This is a genomic window from Aquirufa sp. (assembly GCF_044239315.1).
GTDB lineage: Bacteria > Bacteroidota > Bacteroidia > Cytophagales > Spirosomataceae > Aquirufa.
Map to the genome: position 1 here is coordinate 1 of NZ_JBIIBQ010000019.1, position 14,586 is coordinate 14,586.

General features: G+C 41.8%; 19 protein-coding genes and 1 tRNA gene. 4 read left to right on the forward strand and 16 right to left on the reverse strand.

Annotated elements, in window-relative coordinates; genetic code table 11:
- The 9 genes from ACILP5_RS07910 to ACILP5_RS07950 all read right to left on the reverse strand — a co-directional run.
- A partial coding sequence (locus ACILP5_RS07910; RefSeq protein ID WP_395618118.1) for a MerR family transcriptional regulator occupies positions 1–251 on the reverse strand: 251 nt, incomplete at its 3' end.
- Positions 252–282: 31 nt separating this feature from the next.
- On the reverse strand, positions 283–921 hold the full coding sequence (locus ACILP5_RS07915) for a carotenoid biosynthesis protein (RefSeq protein ID WP_395618119.1): 639 nt from the start codon (positions 919–921) through the stop codon (positions 283–285).
- A 72-nt stretch (positions 922–993) separates the two neighbouring features.
- Positions 994–1,067, reverse strand: a tRNA-His gene (locus tag ACILP5_RS07920).
- A 91-nt stretch (positions 1,068–1,158) separates the two neighbouring features.
- Positions 1,159–1,770 (reverse strand): superoxide dismutase, encoded by a 612-nt coding sequence (locus ACILP5_RS07925; RefSeq protein WP_395618120.1) that lies wholly within the window; start codon positions 1,768–1,770, stop codon positions 1,159–1,161.
- Between the two features lie 117 nt (positions 1,771–1,887).
- Entirely contained in the window at positions 1,888–2,328 is a 441-nt protein-coding gene (locus ACILP5_RS07930) for a nucleoside deaminase (protein WP_395618121.1), read from the reverse strand.
- Entirely contained in the window at positions 2,325–3,416 is a 1,092-nt protein-coding gene (gene aroC, locus ACILP5_RS07935) for a chorismate synthase (protein ID WP_395618122.1), read from the reverse strand. Before aroC ends, ACILP5_RS07930 begins: the two co-directional genes overlap by 4 nt.
- A 1-nt stretch (position 3,417) precedes the next feature.
- Positions 3,418–4,794, reverse strand: a complete 1,377-nt coding sequence (locus ACILP5_RS07940) for a BatD family protein (RefSeq protein WP_395618123.1) — start codon at positions 4,792–4,794, stop codon at positions 3,418–3,420.
- A 36-nt stretch (positions 4,795–4,830) separates the two neighbouring features.
- Positions 4,831–5,547, reverse strand: a complete 717-nt coding sequence (locus tag ACILP5_RS07945; RefSeq protein WP_395618124.1) for a transporter — start codon at positions 5,545–5,547, stop codon at positions 4,831–4,833.
- 66 nt (positions 5,548–5,613) lie between these two features.
- Entirely contained in the window at positions 5,614–6,459 is an 846-nt protein-coding gene (locus ACILP5_RS07950; RefSeq protein ID WP_395618125.1) for a hypothetical protein, read from the reverse strand.
- Between the two features lie 140 nt (positions 6,460–6,599).
- On the opposite strand from ACILP5_RS07950, the gene ACILP5_RS07955 reads away from it, so the two are divergent.
- Positions 6,600–7,427, forward strand: a complete 828-nt coding sequence (locus tag ACILP5_RS07955; RefSeq protein WP_395618126.1) for a phytanoyl-CoA dioxygenase family protein — start codon at positions 6,600–6,602, stop codon at positions 7,425–7,427.
- A 32-nt stretch (positions 7,428–7,459) separates the two neighbouring features.
- On the opposite strand, the gene ruvX is transcribed toward ACILP5_RS07955, so the two are convergent.
- On the reverse strand, positions 7,460–7,873 hold the full coding sequence (gene ruvX, locus ACILP5_RS07960; protein WP_395618127.1) for a Holliday junction resolvase RuvX: 414 nt from the start codon (positions 7,871–7,873) through the stop codon (positions 7,460–7,462).
- A 1-nt stretch (position 7,874) separates the two neighbouring features.
- Positions 7,875–8,423 carry a YcxB family protein gene (locus ACILP5_RS07965; RefSeq protein WP_395618128.1) on the reverse strand — a complete coding sequence of 183 codons (549 nt, stop codon included), beginning with the start codon at positions 8,421–8,423 and terminating at the stop codon, positions 7,875–7,877.
- 97 nt (positions 8,424–8,520) lie between these two features.
- Here ACILP5_RS07965 and ACILP5_RS07970 point away from each other — a divergent pair, with 97 nt between their 5' ends.
- Positions 8,521–9,024 carry a phosphoribosyltransferase family protein gene (locus ACILP5_RS07970; protein ID WP_395618129.1) on the forward strand — a complete coding sequence of 168 codons (504 nt, stop codon included), beginning with the start codon at positions 8,521–8,523 and terminating at the stop codon, positions 9,022–9,024.
- Here ACILP5_RS07970 and ACILP5_RS07975 read toward each other — a convergent pair.
- From ACILP5_RS07975 to ACILP5_RS07985, 3 genes are read right to left on the reverse strand one after another with little or no spacing between them, the layout of a single operon-like run.
- A complete protein-coding gene (locus ACILP5_RS07975) occupies positions 9,021–9,779 on the reverse strand; it encodes a shikimate dehydrogenase family protein (protein WP_395618130.1) in 759 nt (252 codons plus the stop codon). The two genes, ACILP5_RS07970 and ACILP5_RS07975, sit on opposite strands and share 4 nt — an antisense overlap.
- Before the next feature lies 1 nt (position 9,780).
- Complete coding sequence (locus tag ACILP5_RS07980; RefSeq protein WP_395618131.1) at positions 9,781–10,410, reverse strand: VTT domain-containing protein; 630 nt, start codon at positions 10,408–10,410, stop codon at positions 9,781–9,783.
- Between the two features lie 5 nt (positions 10,411–10,415).
- The gene (locus ACILP5_RS07985; RefSeq protein WP_395618132.1) at positions 10,416–11,177 is read right to left on the reverse strand and encodes a phosphosulfolactate synthase; all 762 of its coding nucleotides are present in this window, start codon (positions 11,175–11,177) and stop codon (positions 10,416–10,418) included.
- 128 nt (positions 11,178–11,305) lie between these two features.
- Between ACILP5_RS07985 and ACILP5_RS07990 the strand changes: the two genes are divergently transcribed.
- Positions 11,306–11,725, forward strand: a complete 420-nt coding sequence (locus ACILP5_RS07990) for a DUF2147 domain-containing protein (protein WP_395618133.1) — start codon at positions 11,306–11,308, stop codon at positions 11,723–11,725.
- Positions 11,726–11,743: 18 nt separating this feature from the next.
- Positions 11,744–12,193 carry a PaaI family thioesterase gene (locus ACILP5_RS07995; protein WP_395618134.1) on the forward strand — a complete coding sequence of 150 codons (450 nt, stop codon included), beginning with the start codon at positions 11,744–11,746 and terminating at the stop codon, positions 12,191–12,193.
- On the opposite strand, the gene feoB is transcribed toward ACILP5_RS07995, so the two are convergent.
- Together feoB and ACILP5_RS08005 are read right to left on the reverse strand one after the other, a co-directional pair.
- Positions 12,190–14,316: a ferrous iron transport protein B gene (feoB, locus tag ACILP5_RS08000; protein WP_395618135.1), complete on the reverse strand. Its 2,127-nt coding sequence runs from the start codon at positions 14,314–14,316 to the stop codon at positions 12,190–12,192. The genes ACILP5_RS07995 and feoB overlap by 4 nt on opposite strands.
- Positions 14,317–14,319: 3 nt before the next feature.
- Positions 14,320–14,547 (reverse strand): ferrous iron transport protein A, encoded by a 228-nt coding sequence (locus ACILP5_RS08005; protein ID WP_377979026.1) that lies wholly within the window; start codon positions 14,545–14,547, stop codon positions 14,320–14,322.
- Positions 14,548–14,586: the final 39 nt, after the last annotated feature.

Here is a 14,586-nt window from a genome sequence, read left to right on the forward strand (position 1 = left end):
CCGGAAAGCTCCAGAATTTTCTCGGAAATTTCGGCTTCAGATAATTCGGCAATCTTGGAAATCTTGATTCCTCCTTTATTTTGAAGGGTCGCAATATTCAAAATTCGCTTTAACTCATTGTCAGTATAGGTACGAATCCCCGTTTCAGTCCGAACAGGCTGAAGTAAGTTATACCGCTGCTCCCAGATACGAATCGTATGAGCTTTGATACCACTGAAGTTCTCTAAATCTTTAATCGAGTAGACGTTCATCCACATGGTAACATCCTAACGTATAAATTGTTTACGAATTCCACTGAAGAATTAACCAATGACCTAAAAAGAATAAAAATTGCAAGGCAGCAATAAGTCGAAAAAGGCTTGATTTGGAAGGAAATGGCGTATTTTGATAGGCTAAATGAAAAAAGAAAGAGGCCATCCACCACGCCAAAAAGTTTTGTGTAGGCACCTGAATTCCAGCCCAAGTCCAAAAATCAAAATGCACAGCCACCGGCTCAATTAAAAAATCCAAGGCTGTCATCAGACCAGCTCCTATCGCCGCTTTGCTGATTTTACCAGCAATATTCCATTCTTCCACTAAGGCACTCGTAGCTAAGACAAGCACTAGCCAATTCAAGCCAATGGTTAGCGGCGCTCTGAGCAATTGAAATCCTAACGTTTTTCCATATGAATATACTCCGAAAATTTGACCCGTTCTGACTCCCTGCACTTCTAAAAACCAACCAGCTATGGCTAGAGCTACTAAAAAAAGATAGGCTTGAAACGAGGGCTTGGGAAAATAAACCAGACAAATAAAGGCTGTAAACCAAAGTGTTAAAGGAACTAAAGAGGTAAATAAGGCTGCAGTCGCAGGCAAATGCATCCCGATGAGACCGGAAGCATACAATATGATTAAAAAACGTTTTAAAAATACAGGATTCATATACTTGTTTTCGCTACAAATGTAGAAAAAATAACACAAAAAAAGCCCCAGCATTTCTACTGAGGCATTTTGGGCGGATGATGGGATTCGAACCCACTACCCCTGGTACCACAAACCAGTGCTCTAACCGAGTGAGCTACAACCGCCATTTGGGACTGCAAAAATACGCAAAGCTTCCAATATTGCAAAAGAAAGCCGAAAAAAACGGGAGAATTTTCACCCTCCCGTTCTAATAAATTACTTCTGAGCAGCTTGGTAACGCGCTTCCGCTTTGTTCCAATCCACTACGCTCCAAAATGCATCAATGTAATCTGGACGCTTATTTTGGAATTTCAAGTAGTAAGCATGCTCCCAAACATCTAATCCAATCACTGGGAAGCCTTTTACATCGGCGACATCCATTATAGGATTGTCTTGGTTAGGTGTGCTAGAAACCGCTACTGAACCATCTTTCTGCGCTACTAACCATGCCCAGCCAGAACCGAAACGCGTTAAACCTGCTTTCTTGAACTCCTCTTTGAAGGCATCAAAAGAACCGAATTTCGCATCGATCGCTTTTGCTAAAGTTCCTACTGGAGCACCACCGCCATTTGGCGACAAGATATTCCAGAATAAATCGTGGTTAAAGTGACCACCGCCGTTATTACGAACTGCCGGAGATAATGTAGAGATAGAAGTGAATAATTCCTCTAAAGACTTACCTTCTAACTCTGTTCCAGCCACCGCTGCGTTTAGGTTAGTCACGTACGCATTGTGGTGACGATCATGGTGGATTTCCATCGTTAATGCATCAAAATGCGGCTCTAACGCATTGTTTGCATACGGTAATGGGGCTAATGTGAATGACATAATATCTAATTTAATGGTGAATGATTAATGGTGTTTTAAATGGTGAATGGTAAATGGTGAATGGTAAATGAAAAGCAAAAAAACATTCACCATTTACCACTCACCATTTACCATTATTTAGCGTCGCATGGAAAAGAACTCCTTTAAAAGTTGTTCTGATTCATTTGCCAAAACCCCTCCAACAATCTCTGTCTTCGGGTGTAAAATTCCTTTTCCTAACTTTTCAAAACCGCGCTTCTCTTCTGAAGCACCGTACACTAATCGCCCCAGTTGTGACCAGTAAATGGCTCCTGCACACATTAGGCAAGGCTCCAAGGTCACATAGAGCGTGCAATCTTTTAAATATTTAGCGCCGATGGTTTGGGCGGCAGAGGTAATTGCTATCATCTCTGCGTGAGCCGTTACATCGGTCAAAATTTCCGTTTGGTTGTAGGCCTTTGCCACTATTTTACCTTGGCAAACTACGACCGCCCCTACCGGAATCTCTTCGTCTTCTAAAGCCCTCTCCGCCTGTTTCAGCGCGAGGCTCATGTAATATTCATCCTCGTTTGGAATCATAATACGTCAGCTAATTTCGTCAAGCGATGACGCAAATAGAAATCCAATAACACAATCGCTGACATCGCTTCCACGATAGGCACCGCTCGCGGTACTACGCAAGGATCATGGCGACCTTTGCCTGATACAACAATTTTTTCGCCAGAATTGTTCAAACTATCCTGATCCTGCATAATGGTAGCCACTGGCTTGAATCCTACCCGGAAATAGATGGGCTCTCCATTCGAAATACCCCCCTGAATACCCCCTGAATGATTTGTGACGGTGCTAACTTTTCCTGCTTCGTCTTTTATAATTATATCGTTATGTTGAGATCCTCGTAATTCTACTCCTTCGAATCCAGAACCGTATTCAAACCCTTTTACGGCATTAATACTTAGCATTGCCTTGCCTAACTCCGCGTGCAATTTATCAAAAACCGGTTCGCCTAAACCCACTGGGCAACCCGTGATGTAAGCAGAAACGACGCCCCCCACGGAATCCCCTTGCTTGCGGATTTCATCGATATAAGTGAACATTTCTTCGGCTAATTTTGTATCAGGACAACGCACGGCGTTTGTTTCTGCCACAGATAAATCCAGTTGCTCTACGGGCGTTGTTAATTTCAAGGTTCCTACCTGTGAAACGTAAGCGGTTATTTTTACACCTAACTGATTTAATACTAATTTCGCCAAAGCTCCCGCAGCCACCCGCGCCACCGTTTCTCTGGCTGAGCTACGTCCGCCTCCGCGGTAATCGCGAATACCATATTTTTCTTGGTAGGTAAAATCGGCGTGCGAAGGACGGAATTGATCCGCAATATGCGAATAGTCTTTCGATCGTTGATCTCCATTCCAAACTAACATCGCAATGGGCGTACCTGTTGTTTTTCCTTCGAAAACACCTGATACGACTTCCACTGAATCTGCTTCTTTGCGTTGGGTAGTAATGCGCGATTGGCCTGGTTTACGGCGATCCAATTCTGATTGAATGAAATCCATATCAAAATCGACTCCTGCTGGACAACCCGTGACCACAACGCCTACCGCAGCGCCATGAGATTCACCAAAGGTGCTAATTTGAAATATTTTACCGTAAATACTGCCCATACTATTTATATTTGGCCTTAATTATCAAAATGAAAAGCCAGAGTAAAACTAGCCCTAATAAAGCATTAAAAATCTGTTTCCAATCCATCCAGCGATAACCTATCAACTTATCCGCTGCTAACTTTTCGAGTCCCCGATAAAGCAACATCGTTTCCGATTGCGTATTCAAATAACGATCTGAAGGCTGACCACTTACCGCTAAAATTGACTCAGAACGCAAAGTGTCGTAAGTCGCTGTCCGGGTATTAAAGAAAATCCAATTAAAATAGGATTTCAGTGCAAATTTACCCGGTTGCGATGGAATAATCAGTATTTTCTCGGTTTTATTGCCGAACATTTTGTCTCCATAGGGATAAACGGAACTTTGAGTCCCAATTGGGAAGAAATTGAGAAAGTAATCCGACTCAATTAATTTCGAATCCCAAAGGATGCTATTCCCGTCGCCCACCACACTTGAAACATAAACTACGGTGTCCCCTGTCTGAACTTGAGCCCGCGACAAAGTCTCTTCAAGGTGAAAATCCCCCACAGGAATCTTCCCTTTCAACGGATGATTAGGCAATTCCTTCGGACTTATCACGATGGGTTTCGAACTAAATACTACCTTCTCGTTATTTTTTAATAATTGCAAACTCAAGGAAGGTATCACTATTTTCTTCGCGTCCAATGCAAAAAAGGTGGACTGAAAGAAGCGATATTCTGTATATTTTTTATTCTTATAAACGACCTTGGATACTTTTACTTCCTGTAAGCCAAAACTTTCTTCCCAACAGTTCTTCGGCCTTATTTTCTGAATCAGCGCAGGGATTTGAATATCATTTCGATCAAAACTGTAGCGCGTCGAATTATCATCGGGAATAAATAAAGAAAATTTCAACGTGAATCCTTGGCCCACGAATGGCTGAAATTGAGTGGAGGTAAGGGCGAGAATTAGTGAACTTTGGCCCTTAAATAAATCCTCTATTTGCTCCTTGGTATCTTCTACTACCTCTTCTTTTTGCGCTGATTCACTAATCTGCAAAGCAAAGGCTTCTGTTTTTAAGGATTGCTGATTAACGATAACCTCAGCTGGTGGTATGAGTAGTGAGCCGGTGGCCGATGCTTGATAATATTGGGAGAAAGTATAGGAATAAACCGACTCCCCATTTTGAATATCGGTCGCTTTAGACCTGGAAACTCCTAATTTTCGCAATCCAGGCAATTCTGGAAATTTAAAAATGGGTGTCTCAATACTCGCATTAGCTGATTTAATAATGAAAGACAAAGAAAAGTTCTCTTCTAACGTGATTGATTTCTCCCCTACCACGAGTGTGGCTTGAGCACTCAACTCGGTGATAGCGAGCAAAAAGACCCAGAAGAAATAGAAAAAACGCCTCATTGCTGCAATTTAAGAAATCCTGGTTCAATGTCCGCATCATCGTATGATTCGAAAGCGAAAAGATAGTCCGACAGCAATGTAATAATCCTCGGGGTGAAGTAAACTTTGGCCAGCCGATATATCTAATTTTAAGTCATCATTCACATAATAGGCAAATCCGGCGTCATATGAATGATCCGCAAATTCAGAAGCGGGAAACCTTCCAAAAACCTCGACATAGGCATAGCCCTTTTTACCAATCAATACATTCGGTGCCACCCGATAAATTCCCTCTAAGGATCCATTTGAATGTAGTTCGGCTCCTACATTGTACCCAATACCAGAGCGCTCATTGAAATCATTTTGCATGGTAAAAACCACGTCACCAATCGAGTGGCCACGCAAGTTTTTCTCAGAAAAATCCCGGTTTTGGTGGTCCCAATTATAATGGACGATGACAGATGTGCGGGGTATCCAAGCTGAAGATTGAAATCCTGAAGGCTGAAATAGGGCCCACTTAAATCCGACGGCCTCCGTTTGAAAACGGGTTTGCATTCCCGGTTCTTGAGACAATACGGAAACATAGCGCAATTCTAATCGCTTACTTAAGCCATATTTCAACAAGGAAGTAGGAAAAAGATATTCTGAAGTAGATCGATTAAAGCCCAATTCGCCTTGCACATATCCTTTTTTTACTATGAAAGGGCATTCCGTTTGATCTGGACGATCAGTTTCAATACGTCCCTCACTTTGTGCAAGAGCGGTGAAAGACAAGAACAAAAAGAATGCAATTCGAGTAACCACACTCGAAGATAGTATTTTTTAGTCTAGTCTAAAAATTTATTTAGAAGAACCTTTTATGGTGAATCCTAAAGCGCCATAGAATTCCATAAAATAGATAGCCTGCTCCGCATGATCAACTGAGCGACCCGTCGTGCGAATATCCCATAATTTAGTCGCGCCTGTCTTGATGGTCGTTTCAAAGAATAAAAGTTTAGAGAAATTGAACTTTAAACCTGTCTTCAAGGAAGCTCCACCACCTGCCAGATTCCAATAATTATTTTTACCAACACCAAAAACATGGACATCGGAACGAGGAACTAAGGCACCAATTCCAACTCCGCGTATCCAGTCAATTGCAAAACGACTCTTTTTACTCTGAAAAAGAGATTTATAGTGCTCGATTTCAATTGAAGCGTAGTTGTAGCCATCCGTATGTTCTAAATGGACAAATTCATCCGGATCTAATTCTAAGGGTGTTTGGTTAAAGGTCCCCACGTAAGCTGGATTAACTGTAATGGCTGGAGTTGAAGTTTGCGGATTAATAAAGCCAGTCACTCGAACTATTTGGTCATCTGTTACCACGTATTTCATGTGATCCCAACCAATACTAATCGAAAGATTGTCTTTTATAAAATAGCCTGCATGGAAATTAAACTGTGGAATGGATAACAATTCAGGATTAACATAGGTTTTGAAGTCCCTAATGGGGGTAGGAAAATCCAAAGCCTTTGCATTTAACAACGTAAAATCATAACCTGGACCTACAAAACGAATATCCGAATTGGCGTAGCTAGAACGATTATACCCCCAAGTGATATAATATGAGCCTTTTTTATTCGTTTGTTGAGAAAAAGAAGTAAGACTAAACAAACTGAATAAGGCAATAAAAAGAGCTTTTTTCATTGGGGTTATTAAAAATTCAATTGGCTAAGGTCGGTGTTTTTTATGCCAAAAACTTGATTTTGAATAGAAAATCAGATTACGATAACTATAATTCATTCATATTGCCGTAAATTGCACCTCGGATTCATTACCATTATCTTATGAGAAAACCATCTGCGAAATTTGAAAACAAAACCTTTACGTTAGGTGAGAAACTGACTGAGGAGCAGAAAGAATACTTCAAGAAGTATGGAGTAATTCAATTTAAGAAGTTTATTGAGCCTGAAACAGCAGAAATTTTCATTTCGGAATTAGCGAAAATCGAAAAGCAGTGGCTAGAGGAAGGTATTGAAAAAGTAAAAGGGATTCCATTAAAGTTTGGTAAAGACCACCTAGGAAACCCGATGATTCAGCGCATGTGCTTTACGAATCAATTTAGCCATGTTTTAGCAGAATTAATCAGAGATCCACGCTTGCAATTATTAATCGAATTGTTAGCCCCTTACGAAGGACGTATCAGTGAGGATGAAAAAGATGGCTTAGTTTTCAATCACTACATCAATGAGCCCAATTCCAAGTTCAGCCAAATGGGCTGGCACACAGATAGCCCGCGTGATTTATTCTTAGGCCAAAAAATCCTTCCGATGTTAAACGTAGGGATTCACCTAGATAATTGTCCTTCTTCTAACGGTGGTTTACGCGTACTTCCAGGCACACATACGCAAGGAGTATTGAAGTTGCTATTCGGAAAGAAGCAATTCATAGACCATAAACCAGATCCAAGAGAAGCAGCGTTTGAAATTGAACGTGGGGATTTAACGATACACGATGGCCGTTTATGGCACAGAGTAGAGGTTTCTCCTAATGTGGGTGAAAAATCCCGTCGACGCGTCATGTATGTTCCCATTATCACCGGAAAATACAAACCGAAAACAGATCAAAGTAAGACTCCATTCTACCACCGCTTTGCGAAAGTAGTAACGAAATAAAAAAAGCGGCTCTTTTCGAAGGGCCGCTTTTTTTATGATTTAGATTCTAAATACGATTGCAATATAATCGTGGCGGATACCCGATCCACCGTTCCTTTTTCTCTTCGGTCTTTCTTCGACATACCTCCCGCAATCATCGCTTGCATCGCTAATTTCGAGGTGAAACGCTCATCATGCTCTTCTAGAGGAATCATGGGAAACTTCTTTCGAAAGCTTTTAATAAAAATACGAACGCCTGCTGTGGAATCGGTATCGGTGTTATCGAGGTTTTTAGGCATTCCGATAACTACTTGGTCCACCGTCTCTTTTGCAAAATAGCTTTGAAGAAAAGCTAATAAAGTATGCGTAGAAACCGTTTCTAACCCATTTGCGATAATCTGCAAGGGATCTGTGACTGCAATCCCCGTCCTTTTTAACCCAAAATCAATGGCTAGAATACGCCCCATCTTAGGAAATTAAAAACCCCTTGTCACGCAAGATTTTATCTAGTAATTTCTTGTCGTTATCATTATTGAATACGCTAAATGGCAAGTGCAAGAATTGGTATTTACCCATTTCCAAAATATAAGCATCTTTATCCTTGTAAGCCCCTACAATCATATCCCATTTGATCATTCCGCCTTCTTTGTCAGAAAGCTTCATAAAGATTTGCCGGCTATCGATTTCGTAACGGTACTTGTCAAAAAGTTGCTTGTATTGTGCTAATTGCGTGATTCCTGTAAATTGAATTAACCAGAAAAGAATATATCCAATCACACCTACGGCGATAAAAATATAGATCCAGTAGTTTTTATAGGTTCCAGTTAGGTTCAAAGCCACATTCCCCAGCACTAAGGCTAATGGAATGAACGCAAATTTCCATTGGTTCGAGAAAAGTTGACGCATGCACAAACCCACAAACTTATTTTTTTCCAAGGCAAATTTCTTTGTCTTAATGGCTAGAGGATTCGAAGGTGCTTGCATTTGGCGCTGTTGAGCACCGTACATTTTAGACATAATTGAATGATTTTAAACGCTATTTAAGGGGTAAAGGTACGAAAATTGGATAATTTTGGTAATTTTAAAGCGTACAATTTGAATTAAAGCATTCGCTATGTCCGCTAAACAAGTACTTGATGGCCCTGCCCTTCTACAAAAGATCCGTAGAATTGCTTTCCAAATCTATGAGAATAACTTCGAGGAGTCGGAAATTGTTATAGCGGGAATCGTGGGCGAGGGTTTTACGTTTGCGGAAATGCTCTGTGAAGAGATCAAAGGCATTTCGAAGATCAAGGCAATCCCCGTTAAAATTGATTTGAATAAGGAGCAACCTTACGAGCGTCCGGTGAAATTCGAGGGTGGTACCGATGCGTTGGAAAACAAGGTTATCATTGTGGTCGACGACGTATTGAATACAGGACGTACGTTCTCCTATAGCCTGGCGCCTTTCTTAAGCATGCACGTAAAACGTATTCAGGTAGCCGTGATTGTGGATCGGAATTACAAGCGTTTCCCGATTTCTGCTGACTACAAAGGATACGAACTTTCGACCACGCTTTCTGAGCACGTGCAGGTCATCTTGAGCGATACAGCAAAAAGAGGGGTGTATTTAGCTTAGTTTTTCTGCCAAATTTCCCAAGCCTTATCGGCCTGGCCATGCAACATCTCTAATCCAGTGTAGATTCCACCTACGCCATTTTCCAATCCGGCCTTTAAAAAAGCGGTCTCCAACGGATTATAAACGATATCGTATAAATAATGCTGCTTGTTCAATAAATCATAAGGGATAGGCGGCTTGTCATCCACTTTTGGAAACATTCCCAGCGGTGTTGTATTCACGATAAGGCCGATTTCCTCCAGTAGTGAAGGCATAGCTTCGTAATTCACCGTTTCGTCTGATGCTTGACGGGATACCTTGATTACCTCAAACCCCATATCTTCCAAGGCCACAATGATCGCTTTCGCAGCTCCACCTTGACCTAAAACACAGGCCTTCAATGATTCGAAGTTTTTGAATTTATCCCAAAACTCTACCGTCGTCCGGAATCCCCAATAATCGGTATTATACCCTCGGGTATATCCATCAGGTGCAATTTTAATGGTATTCACCGCACCAATCGTAGCAGCAGCTAAATCGATTTCGTCTAAAAGAGGCATCACGGCCTGCTTGTAGGGAATGGTCACGTTCAAACCTTTTAGATTTGGATTTGCCGCTAGAATATCTTTGAATTCTTCGATACTTGGAATCGGGAATTGTTCGTAAGCGTGTGTCTGCGAAAGACCTAGCTTCTCGAATTTCTCAGTGAAATAGGCTTTGGAAAAAGAATGGCCTAAGGGATATCCAATTAGACCATATAAGTGAGAGATGGCCATCTTATTTACGTTTTGTAATCAATCCCCAAACAATAGGCAATACAGACACGCCCACGATACCTAGGACCACTTTTTCGAAATTTGCTTTCACAAATTCATTGTCTCCTAAGAAATAACCAGCCGTAGAAATACTGCTTACCCAAAGTGTCGCCCCTAAAAAGCCGTACAATAAATAGACCGGATAGGACATGCGTCCGGCACCCGCTACGAAAGGGGCAACGGTACGTACAATAGGAATAAAGCGGGCAAGAATGACTGTTTTGGGGCCGTATTTGGCATAAAACGCTTCCGTCTCCTCGATATGCTCGCGCTTTAAAAACAAAACCTTTTCGCGTTCGCGAATGATCCCACTAAAATATTTTCCGATGAAATAATTCACCTGATCGCCCAGAAGGGCAGCTCCGATTAACAAAGGAATCACGGTAGCTAGCGATAATTCGCCACTCGCGGCCGCAAGCAAACCGACCGAAAATAAGAGTGAATCACCAGGTAAAAAGGGCATCACGACTAAGCCTGTTTCCACGAACACGATCAGGAACAATAGACCGTAGGTCAATGCGCCATGAGCGGCAATGAATTCAGACAAAAAAGTCAAAGGATCCCTCAAGAGATCAAGAAGAAGCTGCAGCATTGAACTTATTTCGTTAAGAAGTGGTCAAATGTATCGCCACGTAATCCTAAACGTATCGTTTCTAGTGAAACTACTTCCTGAGGAGCAATATTTCCTACGTTTACGTTCGCTCCTACGAGTTTTACGAACCAAACTTGCTGTGATTTTTGCGGTGCCTCCCAGATGATTTTCTCCTCTGGAATCTCCGTTAAAATTTCTTCTACTAAACCTTGGCGAACCTCTCCAGATGCACGAAATAGCCCCACATTACCTCCTTCACGCGCCTCTCCAATTACCTTCCAGGCACCCGCCTCTAATTCCATACGCATCAATTTGATCCACTTGTAAGGAGGGATAATTTTTGCTTCGTCCTTGGAACCCACTTCTGAAAGAACAGTTACTTGAGTGGCCAACGTGCGGATTAATTCACACTTAATATCAGACTCCATTTCGATGGAACCATCCGAAACCTCCGCATGCTCCATACCAAATTCGTCTAATAGACGACGGTAATCCTCGAATTGACCACGAATATAAAAGGCTTCAAATAGCGTGCCTCCAAAATATACCGGAATGCCAGCTGATTTATATAAAGCTAACTTCTCTTTTAAATTAGGAGTCACATAAGAAGTCGCCCAGCCTAATTTAACGATATCTGTATAATCTGCGCCTGTCTCTAGGAAATCCTCCACTTGACGAAGACTTAGTCCTTTATCCATCACCATCGTTAAACCTTTTTGACGTGGTTTAGTTGTACGTTCAGGAATTTGATTTAAATGATAATTCATATAGTTTATTAATGGATTGGTACGGTTTTGTGCCAAATATGTACAAAAATAAGCATTCCTATTGATAGCCACAAACCTGATTATGCTAGAATCGTTCGTATATTTGTCACATTAAACCTTCATCAACCATGAAAAAAGGAATTTTATCGTTTATTACCCTCCTATTTATTTCCATTTCCACCTTTGCAAATTCAGGCGTTGATGCCATTTTAGGTGAATGGCTTTCACAAGAAAAAGATGGTAAAATCACCATTTTCAAACAGGGTGATCAGTACTTTGGCAAAATCTCCTGGGGGAAAAAAACCGGAATGAAAGACACTAAAAATCCAGATGAAAAATTACGCAGCCGTGATTTACTGGGAACGGTTATATTAAAGAATTTTAAATTCACTGGATCTGCTTGGGAAAATGGAACTATCTATGATCCCAATACTGGCAAGACCTACGATTGCATATTAAAAGTTAAAGACGGGAACAAAACATTGGATATTCGGGGTTTTGTGGGTACCCCGATGTTTGGCAGAACATCTACCTGGACTCGATCTTAATCACAATAACCGCCTAAAATGGAACCAAACGAACAAGTAGTAGCCTACCTCAATCAAAATTTACACAAAAAGATTGCCGACGGAAACCCTGCTCCCATTGGAAAATGGTTAGATGGCACGTTAGTAAAAGCCGAAGCGGGGAAATTAACGGCTGAATTTGTGGTTCGCCCAGATCAATTAAATCATGCGGGTGTCATTCACGGTGGCGTGATTTCTGCGATGCTCGATGAGATGATGGGTATGACTTTAATTACAGTCAAAATTGATCATCTATATGTGACCATCAATTTGTACATCGATTTCCTATTCGGAGCTAAGGCTAATGAAAAGATTACCGTAACAACGGAAGTTCACCGGGTAGGTAAAAAAATCGCTAACATAGAGGCTAAATTGCACAATGCGGAAGGCAAATTGTTAGCAAAAGGCGTGAGTAATCTAGCGGCGACTTCGATTCCTTTTTCTTTCTAAGATAGAAGTTGGTAGACGGCGAAGGCTGATAAGTAAGCCAAAGCCGTCATGTAGGTAAATTGGATTAACGGATATTTCCACGATTTCGTCTCGCGGTAGGTCGTAGCCAATGTACTCATGCACTGCATCGCAAAAGCATAAAATATCAAAAGAGAGAATCCCAAGGCAACATCGTACATCGGTTTACCTGTGGCTGGATTTATTTCAGCGCGCATCCGATTTTTAATCGTCGCATTTTCATCGTCTACTTCTCCACCCATACTGTAAATAGTGGACATCGTTCCCACGAACACTTCGCGAGCTGCGAAAGAAGTAATCAACGCAATCCCGATCTTCCAGTCATAGCCGAGCGGACGAATAACAGGCTCTACAAAGTGACCAAAGTGACCCGCATACGAGTTCTCTAGCTTCTGCGCTGAAATCTTGTTAGCTAATTCTACTCCCTGTAGAGTCGGGTTTTCTTGACGAACACGCGCTTCAGACTGTGCAATTTTATCTCCCGGACCATAGCTCGCTAAAACCCATAATACAATCGAAATGGCAACAATAATTTTACCCGCCTCAAATACAAAGGCATTCACGGAATTCCAAATAGTCAGCGCCACGTGCTTAAATCGCGGCCCTTTGTAGGTGGGTAATTCCATGATGAAATAACTCTTTTCTTTGGCCTGTAAAATCACCTTCATTACCCACGCAGAAACCAACGCCATGAAGAAGCCCAATAGATAAAGGCCGAAAAGGGCTACTCCTTGCAGATTAAATAGCCCGAATAGCGTATTTTTCTCTGGCACCACTAAAGCAATCAAAACCGTATAAATAGGCAAACGCGCCGAACAAGACATCAAAGGCGTAACTAAAATCGTAATCAAACGATCCTTCCAAGAACCAATCGACCGCGTACTCATGATCGCCGGAACTGCACACGCCACCCCAGAAATCAAGGGCACCACTGACTTTCCATTCAAACCAAAACGGCGCATCAATTTGTCCATAATGAACATCACGCGCGACATATAACCGGTCTCTTCTAACAAAGAGATGAATAAAAACAAAAAGGCAATCTGTGGAATGAAGATTAAAACCCCACCAATTCCAGCAATCAATCCATCGGTTAACAAAGCCGTCAAAGCCGATTCCGGCAACACCCCTTTTAACCAATCATTCAGCGCCGCAACTCCACCATCAATCAAATCCATCGGATAGGTCGCCCAGGTGAATACAGCCTGGAACATCACAAATAGAATCGCTAAAAAGAACACATAACCTCCGACTGGGTGCAAGAAGAATTTATCTAAGCGATCCGTCCAAGTGCGGACGGGTGGAGCATCCCATTGGCGGTTCAAATTAATCACACAACGATCCACCACCTCGGTGATTTGCTCGTAGCGCTTGACCGTTTCTTGTGACTGGTATTTTTTACCGGAAAATTGATGTTTATTTTGAATGGCATCCAATACCTCGCATTGCTTTTTCGAGAACATCTTCATCCGATCATGTTCCATCAACCACAAGAGAGAACGATATGGCTCTGCCTCACCAAATTCTGCTTGAATATCTTGAATAAGTTCCTCTGAAATAGGCAAAGGCAATGCGTCGTTAGATGCGAAACGGTTTTGAAGCGTCTTGACTACCGATAATTTCAGGCCGTTAAGTCCGATACCCTTTTTGGCATTCACTTCGGCTACTTCTACATTTAATTCGCGAGCAAGCTTGATCGAGTTGATGACATAACCCTCGTTCTCCGCTACGTCGATCATATTCAAGGCCAGCACCGTAGGGATTCCTAAGTCGCGAACCTGCGAGAAAAGCAATAAATTTCGCTTTAAATTAGAGGCGTCCGCCACCACGATGGCCATATCCGGAAAATCTGGATGCTTCGGATCTCCTAAAATGTTGATGACTAATTCCTCGTCGATGGACTTCGGATAAATACTATAAATACCAGGCAAATCTAAAATTTCCACGGAACGCTTGGGTTCTAGTTCCCAAATCCCCGTCCGCTTCTCCATGGTTACTCCCGGAAAATTCCCTGTCTTCTGATTCAACCCCGTTAAGGAATTAAAGAGAGACGACTTTCCTGCATTGGGATTCCCAATCAGCGCTATTTTAGGTGTTTTTGCCAAAATTTATGTTCTTTTAATCAGCATCGTTTCTGCTTCCTCCCGTCTCATGGACAAGGTATAAGAGCCTGAAACCCGAATCGCGATGGGATCGCCAAAAGGAGCCAAATGGGTCAAAATTACCTCAGTTCCTGGCAAACAACCCATCTCTAATAGTTTTAACGAAAGCAATTCGTCCGTGAAGCCCACTATCTCCCCCTTTTCACCAATCTTCAAGTCGGCCAAATTTGCCATGTTCACTATTTAGAATAATTCAAAATTAGACACAAATGT

Bases quoted from the DNA above. Each gene is read 5' to 3' on its own strand.
- ACILP5_RS07915 (WP_395618119.1), bottom strand. From the start codon at position 921: ATGAATCCTGTATTTTTAAAACGTTTTTTAATCATATTGTATGCTTCC.
- ACILP5_RS07925 (WP_395618120.1), bottom strand. From the start codon at position 1,770: ATGTCATTCACATTAGCCCCATTACCGTATGCAAACAATGCGTTAGAG.
- ACILP5_RS07930 (WP_395618121.1), bottom strand. From the start codon at position 2,328: ATGATTCCAAACGAGGATGAATATTACATGAGCCTCGCGCTGAAACAG.
- aroC (WP_395618122.1), bottom strand. From the start codon at position 3,416: ATGGGCAGTATTTACGGTAAAATATTTCAAATTAGCACCTTTGGTGAA.
- ACILP5_RS07940 (WP_395618123.1), bottom strand. From the start codon at position 4,794: ATGAGGCGTTTTTTCTATTTCTTCTGGGTCTTTTTGCTCGCTATCACC.
- ACILP5_RS07950 (WP_395618125.1), bottom strand. From the start codon at position 6,459: ATGAAAAAAGCTCTTTTTATTGCCTTATTCAGTTTGTTTAGTCTTACT.
- ACILP5_RS07955 (WP_395618126.1), top strand. From the start codon at position 6,600: ATGAGAAAACCATCTGCGAAATTTGAAAACAAAACCTTTACGTTAGGT.
- ruvX (WP_395618127.1), bottom strand. From the start codon at position 7,873: ATGGGGCGTATTCTAGCCATTGATTTTGGGTTAAAAAGGACGGGGATT.
- ACILP5_RS07965 (WP_395618128.1), bottom strand. From the start codon at position 8,423: ATGTCTAAAATGTACGGTGCTCAACAGCGCCAAATGCAAGCACCTTCG.
- ACILP5_RS07970 (WP_395618129.1), top strand. From the start codon at position 8,521: ATGTCCGCTAAACAAGTACTTGATGGCCCTGCCCTTCTACAAAAGATC.
- ACILP5_RS07975 (WP_395618130.1), bottom strand. From the start codon at position 9,779: ATGGCCATCTCTCACTTATATGGTCTAATTGGATATCCCTTAGGCCAT.
- ACILP5_RS07980 (WP_395618131.1), bottom strand. From the start codon at position 10,410: ATGCTGCAGCTTCTTCTTGATCTCTTGAGGGATCCTTTGACTTTTTTG.
- ACILP5_RS07985 (WP_395618132.1), bottom strand. From the start codon at position 11,177: ATGAATTATCATTTAAATCAAATTCCTGAACGTACAACTAAACCACGT.
- ACILP5_RS07990 (WP_395618133.1), top strand. From the start codon at position 11,306: ATGAAAAAAGGAATTTTATCGTTTATTACCCTCCTATTTATTTCCATT.
- ACILP5_RS07995 (WP_395618134.1), top strand. From the start codon at position 11,744: ATGGAACCAAACGAACAAGTAGTAGCCTACCTCAATCAAAATTTACAC.
- ACILP5_RS08005 (WP_377979026.1), bottom strand. From the start codon at position 14,547: ATGGCAAATTTGGCCGACTTGAAGATTGGTGAAAAGGGGGAGATAGTG.